The organism is Pseudomonas sp. S2_C03 (assembly GCF_054668405.1).
This window is the reverse complement of record NZ_CP162766.1, coordinates 4,836,178-4,849,618: the sequence shown is the minus strand read 5'-3', so window position 1 is coordinate 4,849,618 and position 13,441 is coordinate 4,836,178. Positions and strand designations below refer to the sequence as shown.

Sequence of the window (13,441 nt, the reverse complement as noted above, 5' to 3'; positions counted from 1 at the left end):
GCCCGCGATAGCGGTATCAGCGGTTCAGATACATCCGCGTCGTCAACAGATAAACCGGCAACCCCGACACCACAATCAACAGCGCCGCATAAGGCGCTGCCGCTGCAAACTCCACATTCGCCGTGTGCGCCCAAACCTCTGTTGCCAAAGTGTTGAGCCCCGTGGGGCTTAGCAGCAGGGTCGCCGTCAATTCCTTCATCGCGTCCAGGAACACCAGCGCAAACGCCGCCCCTAGTGCCGGGAAGATGATCGGCAAGGTGATGCGGCAAAATGCGCTGAACGATGATGCGCCCAAGGTGCGGGCGGCTTCTTCCAGTTGCGGCGCGGCCTTGTTCAGTGCCGTGCGAATCGGCGCCTGTGCCAGCGGCAGGAACAGCAGAGCATACGCAATCAGCAGCAATGCCGAGGTCTGGTAGAGCACCGGCACGTAATGCAGGGCGAAATACACCAGGGTCAGGGCAATCACCAGTCCCGGCAGCGCATGCAACAGATAAGGCAGGCGCTCAGCCCAGATGGCCAGTCGACCCTTGTGGCGCACCACCAGCAGTCCCACCGGCACCGCCAGCACCAGGCACAGCGCGGCGCCACCCAGAGACAGCGCGAGTGACGACAGGAGCGCCTCGGTGATCGCGGCCACGGGAAACGCCGCCGAGGAACCCACCATCAACCAATACGCCAGCATGCCCAAGGGAATGCCGCTGCCGATGATCGCCAGCGCCAGGCAGTAAAGTTGCCCGGCGACAGCCCAATGCCCAAGCCGAACCTGCTCTGCACGTCGTGCCGCACCCTGGCCGGTGCGCACGTGGCGGCCCTTGCCACGCATCCGTAGCTCGAGCCACAACAGCATCAGGCACAGCGCCAGCAGTACGGCGGACAGCATTGCCGCGTTGGCATTGCTGAACTCCAGCTCGAACTGCTGATAGATCGCCGTGGTAAAGGTTTGCAGGCCGATGATCGACAGCGCGCCGAACTCCACAAGCATGTGCAGTGCGATGAGCAGCGAGCCGGCCAGCAGGGATGGCCAGAGCAGCGGCAGGGTGATCTTGAAGAACACGCCCCAGCGGTTCTGACCCAATGTGCGGGCAGATTCTTCCAGGGATGGGTCGAGATTACGCAGCGTGGCCGCTACCGGCAGGAAGATCAGTGGGTATTTGGACAGGGTCATCACCAGGATGGCGCCGCCCAGGCCTTCGAAATGCGCGCTCAGGGAAACCCAGGTAAAGCTGCTGACAAACGCCGGCACGGCGAACGGCAGGCAGAGGATCACCCCCCACAGTCGCCGTCCCGGCAAATTGCTGCGCTCCAGCAGCCAGGCCAGCGAAAGGCCGATGATGCCGCAGGCCACCGTCACGCCCGCCATCAATGCCAGCGTATTGCGCAACAGGCCGAACACATAAGGTCGCCACAACAGGTGCAGTGCCTCGGCCCAGCCGGCCTGCCAGGTTTTCAGGCCGACATAGACCAGCGGCAACAGGCTCAGTAGCACCAGCAACAACACTGGCAGCAGCAACCAGATCGACGGCCGCTTGCGCCGTGGCACATGACCCCCGCGCGCGGCGGGGGCAGATAACGATGCGCTCATCAGTTCAAGCCAACGTCGCGTTCCAGGTCCAGGGCTTCTTCAGCGTTGCCGAGGTCGGCCGGCGTGACGTTGGGGGCTTGCAGCTCGCTGAAGGGCTTGAGACCGCGATCCGACTCCATGCCTTTGTGCAGCGGGTACTCGGCGGTGGTCTGGGTGATCACGCGCTGGCCTTCTTCGCTGGCCATGTAGGCGAGCAACTGCTGGGCTTCTTTGGGATGCTTGCTGGATTTCAGGACGGCCGCGCTGGAAACGGTGATCAGCCCGCCGACGTCGCCGCCGGTGAAATAATGCAGTTTCGAATCAAGCTGGCCTTTTTCACGCTGCAGGGCGAACCAGTAATAGTTGTTCACCAGGACAGTGGCGACTTCACCGTTTTCCACGGCCTTGAGTGCGACCATGTTGTTGCTGTACGTCTTGCCGAAGGCGCGCAGCCCAGTCAGCCATTCCTCGGCCGCGTCCATGCCGTGCACCTTGATGATGGCGACGGCCTGTTCCTGGAACGCGCCGCTGGTAGGCACGAAGCCAACCTTGCCTTGCCATTTCGGGTCGGAAAATTCCATTACCGACTTGGGCAGGTCTTTTTCATCGATCAGTTTCGGGTTGAAGGCCACCACACGAACCCGCGCGGTCACGCCGATCCAGGTGCCATTGCTTGCGACGTAGTCTTTGGGCAGGACGGCGAGGGTGGCAGCGTCGGTCTGGGCCAGCAGGCCCTGCTCGCCGAGTTTGTTCAGTGGGGGAGATTCTTCGGTGTAGATCACGTCGGCGGGAGAGCGATCGCCTTCTTCGACGACCTGGCTGGCCAGCTGGTTGCTGCTGCCCTTGCGCACATTGACGTGAATCCCGGTCTTGGCCTCGAACGCCTTGGCGACGGCGTCGCCGACTTCCTTGTGTTGGCCGTTATAAAGGGTCAGGGAAACCGGGTCGGCAGCCTGGGTGAGGGGAGTAGCGAGTGCCAGGCCGAGCAGGGTGAAGGTCAGGCCGCGGCGCAGGGTATTTCGAAACATCATTCGCAGGGTTCCTCACTGTCGCATTGCAAAAACTTGCAACAATGATAAACGATATTGTTTCTCATGTGCGCCTTGCGGGTTGGTATTGCCTTTGGTATGGATCTGGAGCTGAACCCTGTAGGAGCGAGCATGCTCGCGATGGTCGTCAACGATTGCGCTGGCTGCCTGACACTCAACGGTGTCTGGGCGACCATCGCGAGCATGCTCGCTCCTACAGGGGGTATGGGATTTCAGGGGGGGGGGGCAGAAACGCAAAAACCCGCTTTCGCGGGTTTTTGTGAAATTCAGAATCGTGATCCTGAATTTGAAATTGGTGCCCAGAAGAAGACTCGAACTTCCACGACCGTAAGGTCACCAGCACCTGAAGCTGGCGTGTCTACCAATTTCACCATCTGGGCATTCATCGCGAGCGTTGCCGCTGTTGATGTGGCGCACTATACGGAGAGCTTTTTGATCTGTAAACCCCTGATTTGGTTTTAATAAATCAAATGCTTAGAATGCAAAAACCCGCTTTCGCGGGTTTTTGTGGGAGCCTTGAAATTGATCTAATCTCAAGCTCGAAATTGGTGCCCAGAAGAAGACTCGAACTTCCACGACCGTAAGGTCACCAGCACCTGAAGCTGGCGTGTCTACCAATTTCACCATCTGGGCAGTATCGGCAGCGCTAGTGCGTCGTCGATGGCGCGCACTATACGGAGCGTCTTTTTAACTGTAAACCCCTGCCTTCAAAAAAACATGAAAAATGTTACCGACGGCATTTTTACCAGCTCTGCGGTGTCCATAAAGGGGCTTTAGGCGAGTCGATGCAGTCCGAAATTTCCCGTTTCATTACGCCTATGCCAAACTAACGCGTATATAGACAAGGTGAAAACTCTCTAATGGCCGATTGGCAGTCCCTCGATCCCGAGGCCGCTCGTGAAGCGGAAAAATATGAAAACCCTATTCCTAGCCGCGAACTGATCCTTCAGCACCTTGCTGATCGAGGTTCGCCTGCTAACCGCGAGCAGTTGGTCGAAGAGTTCGGCTTGGTCACCGAAGACCAGATCGAAGCGCTGCGCCGGCGACTGCGCGCGATGGAGCGCGATGCTCAACTCATTTATACCCGTCGTGGCACTTATGCGCCGGTGGACAAGCTCGACTTGATCCTGGGCCGCATCAGCGGTCACCGCGATGGTTTCGGCTTCCTGGTGCCGGACGACGGCAGTGACGATTTGTTCATGAGCCCCGCGCAAATGCGCCTGGTGTTCGATGGTGACCGTGCATTGGCCCGTGTGTCTGGCCTGGATCGTCGCGGTCGTCGTGAAGGCATGATCGTCGAAGTCGTGTCCCGTGCTCACGAAACCATCGTCGGTCGTTACTTCGAAGAAGGCGGTATCGGCTTCGTGGTGGCGGACAATCCGAAGATCCAGCAGGAAGTGCTGGTGACACCGGGTCGCAACGCCAACGCCGACATCGGTCAGTTCGTCGAAGTGAAGATCACCCACTGGCCGACGCCACGCTTCCAGCCCCAGGGCGATGTCATTGAAGTCGTGGGCAACTACATGGCGCCGGGTATGGAGATCGACATTGCTCTGCGCACCTACGATATTCCGCACGTCTGGCCCGATGCAGTACTCAAGGAAGCCGCCAAGCTCAAGCCGGAAGTCGAAGAAAAGGATAAAGAGAAGCGCATCGACCTGCGCCATCTGCCGTTCGTCACCATCGACGGTGAAGATGCCCGCGACTTCGATGACGCGGTGTATTGCGAGGCCCGCCCGGGCAAGCTGCGCCTGTTCTCCGGTGGCTGGAAGCTGTACGTGGCGATTGCCGACGTCTCCAGCTACGTGAAGCTCGGTTCGGCGCTGGATGCCGAGGCCCAGGTTCGCGGTAACTCGGTGTACTTCCCCGAGCGCGTGATTCCGATGTTGCCCGAGCAGTTGTCCAACGGCCTGTGCTCGCTGAACCCGATGGTCGACCGGTTGGCCATGGTTTGCGAGATGACCATCTCGAAAACCGGTGAGATGACCGATTACTGCTTCTATGAAGCGGTCATTCACTCTCATGCACGCCTGACCTACAACAAGGTCAGCGCCATGCTCGAAACGCCCAAAGCCGCCGAGGCGCGCAAGCTGCGTGGTGAATACACCGATATCGTGCCGCATCTCAAGCAGCTTTATGCGCTGTACAAGGTGTTGCTGGCTGCCCGCCATGTGCGTGGCGCGATCGATTTTGAAACCCAGGAAACCCGGATCATCTTCGGTTCCGAGCGCAAGATCGCGGAAATTCGCCCGACCGTGCGCAACGACGCGCACAAGCTGATCGAGGAATGCATGCTGGCCGCCAACGTGGCCACCGCCGAATTCCTGCAGAAGCACGAAATCCCTGCGCTGTACCGCGTTCACGACGGTCCGCCGCCTGAGCGCCTGGAAAAGCTGCGTACCTTCCTGGGTGAGTTGGGCCTGTCCCTGCACAAAGGCAAGGACGGTCCATCGCCCAAGGATTATCAGGCGTTGCTGGCCGGCATCAAGGATCGTCCGGACTTCCACCTGATCCAGACCGTGATGCTGCGTTCGCTGAGCCAGGCGGTGTACACCTCCGATAACCAGGGCCACTTCGGCCTGAATTACGAGGCCTACACCCACTTCACTTCGCCGATTCGTCGCTACCCGGACCTGCTCACGCATCGGGCGATCCGTAGCGTCATTCACTCCAAGCAGAACACCCCGCACGTTCGTCGGGCCGGTGCGATGAGCATTCCCAAGGCTCGCATCTACCCTTACGACGAGGCGGCGCTGGAGCAGCTGGGCGAACAGTGCTCGATGAACGAGCGTCGCGCCGACGAAGCGACTCGTGACGTGGTGAACTGGCTCAAGTGCGAGTTCATGAAAGACCGCGTGGGCGAGTCGTTCCCGGGCGTGATCACTGCGGTGACCGGGTTTGGCCTGTTCGTCGAACTGACCGACATCTACGTCGAAGGTTTGGTGCATGTCACGGCGTTGCCGGGTGATTACTACCACTTCGATCCTGTGCACCATCGCCTCGCGGGTGAACGCACCGGTCGCAGCTTCCGCCTGGGCGATACGGTCGAAGTGCGCGTGATGCGCGTTGATCTCGACGAGCGCAAGATCGACTTCGAGATGGCTGAGAAAACCATCAGCGCGCCGATCGGTCGCAAGAAGCGCGGGGCCGACACGGCTGCGCCAGCTTCCACCAAGGCGTCTGAGCCGGCTGCGGCAAAAACCGGTCGTCGCACTGCCAAGGAAAAACCTGCCGAGGCCTACCGCTCGAGCGATGCCGCGGCGAAGAACGCCGAGGTGCGCAAAAGCCGCGAGATGAAAAAGGCGTTGCTGTCCGAAGCGAAAAGCGGTGGCAAGTCCTCGCGTTCCACCTCGGACAAGGCGCCTGCGAGCAAAACGAGCAAACACCGTAAAGGCCCGCCAAAAGCGGGTTCCGCTCCAGCCAAAAGTGGCGGGGCGCGTAAACCGAAGGCGAAGTCATGAGTCAGTTGGAAAAAATCTACGGCGTGCATGCCGTAGAAGCGTTGCTGCGTCATCACCCAAAGCGCGTCAAGCAGATCTGGCTGGCCGAAGGCCGCAGTGAGCCGCGCTTGCAAAACCTGATTGCACTCGCTGGCGAAAACCGCGTGCCGGTCGGCAATGCCGAGCGTCGCGAGCTGGATGCCTGGGTTGAGGGCGTGCATCAGGGCGTGGTGGCGGAAGTGAGTCCCAGCCAGGTCTGGGGCGAAGCGATGCTCGACGAACTGCTCGATCGTACCGACGGTGCGCCGCTGCTGTTAGTGCTCGACGGTGTGACGGATCCGCACAATCTGGGCGCTTGCCTGCGTTCGGCCGATGCCGCCGGTGCGCTGGCGGTGATCGTGCCCAAGGACAAGTCGGCTACCCTGACCCCGACAGTGCGCAAGGTCGCCTGCGGGGCGGCGGAAGTGATTCCACTGGTCGCCGTGACCAACCTGGCGCGCAGCCTGGAAAAACTCAAGCAGCGTGGCTTGTGGGTCGTGGGTACGGCGGGTGAAGCCGAGCAGAGCCTGTATCAGCAGGACATGACCGGTCCGACCATCCTTATCATGGGCGCTGAAGGCAGCGGCATGCGTCGCCTGACCCGCGACCTGTGCGATTACCTGGTGCACTTGCCGATGAGCGGCAGCGTCAGCAGCCTCAACGTCTCCGTGGCGACCGGGGTCTGCCTGTTCGAAGCGCAACGTCAGCGCGCTGCGCGCAAGTAGTGAGCTTTAAGCTGCAAGCCTCAAGTAACAGACAATCTGCTTGAGGCTTGTAGCTTGCAGCTTGCATCTATTGTTCAAATAATCACCAATTGCCTTGCGCCTCCCCCCTCCCTTCTCTACAATTGCGCCCCTTGCTGTGACGGCAGGCACGCATGTGTCTCTCGCAAGCAAGTCCATAAGTGTCATTCACTCCTTGTCTGACCGCCTTCGAGCGGCAGGCTACAACCCGTAAGGAGCATTCATGCGTCATTACGAAATTATCTTTTTGGTCCACCCGGATCAAAGCGAGCAAGTCGGCGGCATGGTTGAGCGTTACACCAAGCTGATCGAAGAAGACGGCGGCAAAATCCACCGTCTGGAAGATTGGGGCCGTCGTCAACTGGCCTACGCAATCAACAATGTTCACAAGGCTCACTACGTGATGCTGAACGTTGAGTGCACTGGCAAGGCCCTGGCCGAGCTGGAAGACAACTTCCGTTACAACGATGCAGTGATCCGTAACCTGGTCATCCGTCGCGACGAAGCCGTTACCGGCCAGTCCGAGATGCTCAAGGCTGAAGAAAACCGCAGTGAGCGCCGTGAGCGTCGCGACCGTCCTGAGCACTCCGACGCCGAAGGCGTTGATGGTGATGACAGCGACAACAGCGATAACGCTGACGAGTAATCCACGGACCTTTTGAGGAGCCTATTACATGGCACGTTTCTTCCGTCGTCGTAAATTCTGCCGCTTCACCGCTGAAGACGTGAAGGAGATCGATTACAAAGATCTCAACACTCTGAAAGCTTACGTATCCGAGACCGGCAAAATCGTTCCAAGCCGTATCACCGGTACCAAAGCACGTTATCAGCGTCAGCTGGCCACCGCTATCAAGCGCGCCCGCTTCCTGGCCCTGCTGGCCTACACCGACAGCCACGGCCGCTGAGACCGGGTAGTCGACTCGTAGCAAAGGATTGAATGCATGCGTGCCTTGGCTGAGTTCATCATGCGGGGCCGTATGCAGGCCACTCTCGTAGTGGCTGGATGCGCGGCATTGCCGTTGTTGTATTGGTTGGGTGCTGCCGCTGGATGTCTCGTGCTCCTGCGGCGCGGATTGCAGGACGCCCTTGGCGTGCTTGCTCTGGGACTGCTGCCGGCATTGCTCTGGTGGCTGTATTCCGACGACCCACGGGCACTTCTGGTGCTGTTGGGGTCTTCGAGTCTTGCGCTGGTTTTGCGCGCAAGCGAATCCTGGACCCGCGTGTTGCTGGTCAGCATAGCGATGGGAGTGGTGTTTGCAGTGGTGCTGGGGACAGTTTTTGCTCCCCAAATCGAGTTGCTGGCGCAGGCCTTGATCAAGGTCATGCCGTCGCTACTCGGTGATGTCTACCAGAAGCTGTCGGTAGATGAGCAAGCGCATTTTGCGTCGCTGATTGCACCAGTCCTGACCGGCCTGATTGCGGCCTTGTTGCAAATCGTCAGTGTGCTGAGCCTGCTTGTTGGGCGCTACTGGCAGGCGTTGTTGTATAACCCGGGTGGTTTTGGTCGCGAGTTTCGCACCATCCGATTCCCGCTGGGGCTGGCGATGTTACTGCTGGCGTGCATGCTTCTGGGGCCGAACATCGGTCCGCAGATGGCCATGTTGACGCCGTTGTGCAGTGTACCGCTGGTGTTCGCCGGGCTGGCCCTGATTCACGGGCTGGTGGCGCAAAAGCGACTGGCCAGGTTCTGGCTGGTGGGGTTGTACGTCACGTTGTTGCTGTTCATGCAGCTGATCTATCCGTTGCTGGTGGTCCTGGCCATCGTCGACAGCCTGATTGATTTTCGCGGTCGTCTGGCGCCGAAAGACGCCGATAACGCGAACGGTGAAGGTTAAAAGTTAAGAGGATTTCCACATGCAACTGATCCTTCTGGAAAAAGTCACCAACCTGGGCAACCTGGGTGACAAAGTGAACGTTAAGGCTGGTTACGGTCGTAACTACCTGCTGCCTTACGGCAAAGCTACCGCTGCGACCCCAGCCAACCTGGCTGCGTTCGAAGAGCGTCGCGCTGAGCTGGAAAAAGCTGCAGCAGACCGTAAAGCATCGGCTGAAAGCCGTGCCGCCCAACTGGCTGAGCTGGAAGTGACCATCACTGCCACTGCCGGTGACGAAGGCAAGCTGTTCGGTTCGATCGGCACCCACGACATCGCTGATGCACTGACCGCCTCCGGCGTCGAAGTGCAGAAGAGCGAAGTTCGTCTGCCGAACGGCACCATCCGCAACGTAGGTGAATTCGACGTAGCCGTGCACCTGCACGCTGAAGTTGAAGCCACCGTACGCGTTGTCGTGGTAGCAGCTTAAGCAACACCTGATCGGCTGGCGGCTTGCCCGTCAGACGGTTAACATCGGGCACGATCCTGTTTACAGGTCGTGCCCTTTGTCTTTCTGGGAACTCCCGTTTTTCAATCCCTGCTTCTAAAAAACCAAGTGACCATGAACGATATTTCCGCTCCTGAGCAATACGATCTGCAAACCGCCGCGCTAAAGGTGCCGCCGCATTCCATCGAAGCCGAACAGGCTGTGCTCGGTGGTCTGATGCTGGACAACAACGCCTGGGAACGTGTGCTCGATCAAGTCTCCGACGGCGATTTCTATCGACATGATCACCGCCTGATTTTTCGTGCGATTGCCAAGCTTGCCGACCAGAACATGCCGATCGATGTCGTCACGTTGGCCGAACAGTTGGACAAGGAAGGGCAAACTTCCCAGGTCGGCGGCCTCGGTTACCTGGGAGAGCTGGCAAAAAACACGCCGTCGGTCGCCAACATCAAGGCCTACGCACAGATCGTCCGCCAGCGCGCGACCTTGCGCCAACTGATCGGCATCAGTAATGACATCGCTGACGCCGCCTTCAACCCGGAAGGGCGTACTGCCGAGGAAATTCTCGATGAAGCCGAACGGCAGATCTTCCAGATCGCCGAGGCTCGTCCAAAGACCAGTGGTCCGGTGGGCGTCAACGAATTGCTGACCAAGGCCATCGACCGCATCGACACCTTGTTCAACACGGGTGAAGGGATCACCGGCCTGTCCACCGGCTACACCGACCTCGACGAAAAAACCAGTGGCCTGCAGCCCGCCGACCTGATCATCGTTGCCGGCCGTCCGTCGATGGGTAAGACCACCTTCGCGATGAACCTGGTTGAAAACGCGGTACTGCGCAGCGAGAAGGCGGTGCTGGTGTACTCCCTCGAGATGCCAGGTGAATCGCTGATCATGCGTATGCTGTCCTCGCTCGGGCGCATCGACCAGACCAAGGTGCGTTCCGGCCAACTGGAAGACGATGACTGGCCGCGCCTGACTTCGGCAGTCAATCTGCTCAACGACCGTAAGCTGTTCATCGACGATACGGCGGGTATCAGCCCCTCGGAAATGCGCGCCCGTACCCGTCGCCTGGTGCGCGAGCACGGTGAAGTCGGCCTGATCATGATCGACTACCTGCAACTCATGCAGATCCCGGGCTCCAGCGGCGACAACCGGACCAACGAGATTTCCGAGATTTCCCGGTCCCTGAAAGCCCTGGCCAAGGAATTCAACTGCCCGGTGGTGGCCCTGTCCCAGCTCAACCGCTCCCTGGAGCAACGGCCGAACAAGCGTCCGGTGAACTCCGACTTGCGTGAATCCGGAGCGATCGAGCAGGACGCCGACGTCATCATGTTCGTGTACCGCGACGAGGTGTATCACCCGGAAACCGAGCACAAGGGCATTGCCGAGATCATCATCGGCAAGCAGCGGAACGGTCCGATCGGGTTTATCCGGCTGGCGTTCATCGGTAAATACACGCGCTTTGAGAACCTGGCGCCGGGTAGCTACAACTTCGATGATGATGAGTAAGATCTTCATCGCCTGACCTGGCCCAATCGTCGCACCGTCGCGATAGGGTCACCACAATTTCCGACCGAATCCGTCGGAATTGGTCAAAATTTGTGCTATATTCCGCGGCCGCGAAATTCCATGCAAGCCAACACCGGTCATCGTCATGCAAACAGCCAAGCCGTTATTTGACTATCCCAAGTACTGGGCCGAATGTTTCGGTCCAGCGCCATTCCTGCCGATGAGCAGGGAGGAGATGGATCAGCTTGGCTGGGATTCCTGCGACATCATCATCGTCACAGGTGATGCGTACGTTGACCATCCGTCATTCGGCATGGCGATCATCGGCCGGCTGCTGGAGGCCCAGGGCTTTCGCGTCGGTATCATTGCCCAACCAAACTGGCAGTCCAAAGACGACTTCATGAAGCTGGGCGAGCCGAATCTGTTTTTCGGCGTCGCGGCCGGCAACATGGACTCGATGATCAACCGCTACACAGCCGACAAGAAAATCCGCTCCGACGACGCCTACACCCCTGGTGGCATGGCGGGCAAACGTCCGGACCGTGCAAGCCTGGTTTACAGCCAGCGCTGCAAGGAAGCTTATAACCACGTGCCAATCGTCCTCGGTGGTATCGAAGCGTCCCTGCGCCGCATCGCCCACTACGACTATTGGCAGGACCGGGTGCGCAACTCGATCCTGATCGATGCCTGCGCCGACATCCTGCTCTACGGCAACGCCGAACGGGCCATTGTCGAAGTCGCTCAGCGCCTGTCCTACGGCCACAAGATCGAAGAGATCACCGACGTGCGCGGCACCGCGTTCATCCGTCGCGACACGCCCAAAGACTGGTACGAAGTCGATTCCACGCGCATCGACCGTCCGGGCAAGATCGACAAGATCATCAACCCGTACGTGAATACCCAGGACACCCAGGCCTGCGCCATCGAGCAGGAGAAGGGGCAGGTTGAAGACCCGCAGGAAGCCAAGGTCGTACAAATCCTTGCCAGTCCGAAAATGACCCGCGACAAGACCGTGATCCGCCTGCCATCCGTGGAAAAGGTGCGTAACGACGCGGTGCTGTATGCCCACGCCAACCGTGTGCTGCACCTGGAAACCAACCCGGGCAACGCCCGTGCACTGGTGCAGAAGCATGGCGAAGTCGATGTCTGGTTCAACCCGCCGCCCATTCCGATGACCACCGAAGAAATGGACTACGTGTTCGGCATGCCGTACGCACGCGTTCCCCACCCAGCGTATGGCAAGGACAAAATCCCGGCCTACGACATGATCCGTTTCTCGGTGAACATCATGCGTGGCTGCTTTGGCGGCTGCACCTTCTGCTCGATCACCGAACACGAAGGTCGGATCATTCAGAACCGTTCCGAAGAGTCGATCATTCGCGAGATCGAAGAGATCCGCGACAAGGTGCCAGGTTTTACCGGCGTCATTTCCGACCTCGGCGGCCCGACCGCGAACATGTATCGCATCGCCTGCAAGAGCCCGGAAATCGAATCCGCCTGCCGCAAGCCGTCGTGCGTGTTCCCTGGCATCTGTCCGAACCTGAACACCGATCACTCGTCGCTGATCCAGCTTTATCGCAGTGCTCGTGCCCTGCCGGGGGTGAAAAAGATCCTGATCGCATCGGGTCTGCGTTATGACCTGGCAGTCGAGTCGCCGGAGTATGTCAAGGAGCTGGTGACCCACCACGTGGGTGGTTACCTGAAGATCGCCCCGGAACATACCGAGGAAGGTCCGCTCAACCAGATGATGAAACCGGGTATCGGCACCTATGACCGGTTCAAGCGCATGTTCGAGAAGTACACCAAGGAAGCGGGCAAGGAACAGTACCTGATCCCGTACTTCATTGCGGCGCACCCCGGCACCACCGACGAAGACATGATGAACCTGGCCCTGTGGCTCAAGGGCAATGGCTTCCGTGCCGATCAGGTGCAGGCGTTCTACCCGTCACCGATGGCCAGCGCCACGGCGATGTACCACTCGGGCAAGAACCCACTGCGCAAGGTGACCTACAAGAGCGATGGCGTCACCATCGTCAAGAGCGAAGAACAGCGTCGTCTGCACAAGGCATTCTTGCGTTATCACGATCCGAAGGGCTGGCCGATGCTGCGCGAAGCGCTGACGCGAATGGGGCGCGCCGATCTGATCGGGCCGGGCAAGAACCAACTCATTCCGCTGCACCAGCCGTCGACCGACAGTTACCAGAGCGCCCGTCGCAAGAACTCGACCCCGGCCGGTAGCCACAAGGTAGCAGGTGAAAAGACCACCAGGATCCTGACCCAGCACAATGGCCTGCCACCACGTGCCAGCGATGGCGGCAATCCTTGGGACAAGCGCGAGCAGGCCAAGGCTGCCGCGTTCGCGCGCAACCAGCAGGCGGCCAAGGAGCGCAAGGACGCGGCCAAGGGCAAGGGCCCCAAGCCTGCGCGCAAGCCTGTGGTGCCGCGCTGAGGATTGTGTGAGCTGATCAAGAAACGCCAGCCTTCGGGTTGGCGTTTTTTTTGTGTGATGGCTGCTGGCCTCTTCGCGGGCAAGCCCGCTCCCACAGGGGACAGGTGTACAAGGAACAAATGTGGGAGCGGGCTTGCCCGCGAAGAGGCCGGTCCAGTCACCGATAAATTTGCGCTCGCCCTCCACGGCAACATTTATGTGCAATTGCTCCTCGCACATTTCCTGCATTGCCCGATTTTGGTGCTGTACTGCCTCCTGTAAAGGGAGAAAGCGCCAGCGCCACCGGGTGGCATAAGTCTTGCGCGCTTTCGCATACGCCCAAGGCTCGC

At 59.5% G+C, this 13,441-nt stretch carries 10 protein-coding genes and 2 tRNA genes; 8 read left to right on the top strand and 4 right to left on the bottom strand.

What is annotated here, in order from left to right:
• Positions 1-16 precede the first annotated feature (16 nt).
• The 4 genes from AB4N64_RS22360 to AB4N64_RS22345 all read right to left on the bottom strand — a co-directional run bounded on the left by AB4N64_RS22360 (position 17) and on the right by AB4N64_RS22345 (position 3,243).
• Positions 17-1,582: an ABC transporter permease gene (locus AB4N64_RS22360; protein WP_460118583.1), complete on the bottom strand. Its 1,566-nt coding sequence runs from the start codon at positions 1,580-1,582 to the stop codon at positions 17-19.
• Positions 1,582-2,592, bottom strand: a complete 1,011-nt coding sequence (locus AB4N64_RS22355) for an extracellular solute-binding protein (protein ID WP_460118581.1) — start codon at positions 2,590-2,592, stop codon at positions 1,582-1,584. The genes AB4N64_RS22360 and AB4N64_RS22355 overlap by 1 nt, the downstream gene beginning before the upstream one ends.
• Positions 2,593-2,903: 311 nt before the next feature.
• Positions 2,904-2,990 (bottom strand) — tRNA-Leu (locus tag AB4N64_RS22350).
• A gap of 166 nt (positions 2,991-3,156) precedes the next feature.
• Positions 3,157-3,243 (bottom strand) — tRNA-Leu (locus AB4N64_RS22345).
• Positions 3,244-3,470: 227 nt separating this feature from the next.
• On the opposite strand from AB4N64_RS22345, the gene rnr reads away from it, so the two are divergent.
• From rnr to AB4N64_RS22305, 8 genes are all read left to right on the top strand, one after another.
• Positions 3,471-6,071 (top strand): ribonuclease R, encoded by a 2,601-nt coding sequence (gene rnr, locus AB4N64_RS22340; RefSeq protein ID WP_460118579.1) that lies wholly within the window; start codon positions 3,471-3,473, stop codon positions 6,069-6,071.
• Positions 6,068-6,814, top strand: coding sequence for a 23S rRNA (guanosine(2251)-2'-O)-methyltransferase RlmB (rlmB, locus tag AB4N64_RS22335; protein ID WP_460118577.1), 747 nt, complete (start codon positions 6,068-6,070; stop codon positions 6,812-6,814). Before rnr ends, rlmB begins: the two co-directional genes overlap by 4 nt.
• A gap of 241 nt (positions 6,815-7,055) precedes the next feature.
• Positions 7,056-7,478 carry a 30S ribosomal protein S6 gene (rpsF, locus tag AB4N64_RS22330; RefSeq protein ID WP_037015709.1) on the top strand — a complete coding sequence of 141 codons (423 nt, stop codon included), beginning with the start codon at positions 7,056-7,058 and terminating at the stop codon, positions 7,476-7,478.
• A gap of 28 nt (positions 7,479-7,506) precedes the next feature.
• Positions 7,507-7,737, top strand: coding sequence for a 30S ribosomal protein S18 (gene rpsR / locus AB4N64_RS22325; protein WP_002551829.1), 231 nt, complete (start codon positions 7,507-7,509; stop codon positions 7,735-7,737).
• Positions 7,738-7,773: 36 nt separating this feature from the next.
• Positions 7,774-8,667 (top strand): hypothetical protein, encoded by an 894-nt coding sequence (locus AB4N64_RS22320; RefSeq protein ID WP_460118575.1) that lies wholly within the window; start codon positions 7,774-7,776, stop codon positions 8,665-8,667.
• Between the two features lie 19 nt (positions 8,668-8,686).
• On the top strand, positions 8,687-9,133 hold the full coding sequence (rplI, locus tag AB4N64_RS22315; protein ID WP_007973276.1) for a 50S ribosomal protein L9: 447 nt from the start codon (positions 8,687-8,689) through the stop codon (positions 9,131-9,133).
• 132 nt (positions 9,134-9,265) lie between these two features.
• Positions 9,266-10,663, top strand: a complete 1,398-nt coding sequence (gene dnaB, locus AB4N64_RS22310) for a replicative DNA helicase (RefSeq protein ID WP_460118574.1) — start codon at positions 9,266-9,268, stop codon at positions 10,661-10,663.
• Positions 10,664-10,808: 145 nt separating this feature from the next.
• The gene (locus AB4N64_RS22305; RefSeq protein WP_460118572.1) at positions 10,809-13,112 is read left to right on the top strand and encodes a YgiQ family radical SAM protein; all 2,304 of its coding nucleotides are present in this window, start codon (positions 10,809-10,811) and stop codon (positions 13,110-13,112) included.
• Positions 13,113-13,441 lie beyond the last annotated feature (329 nt).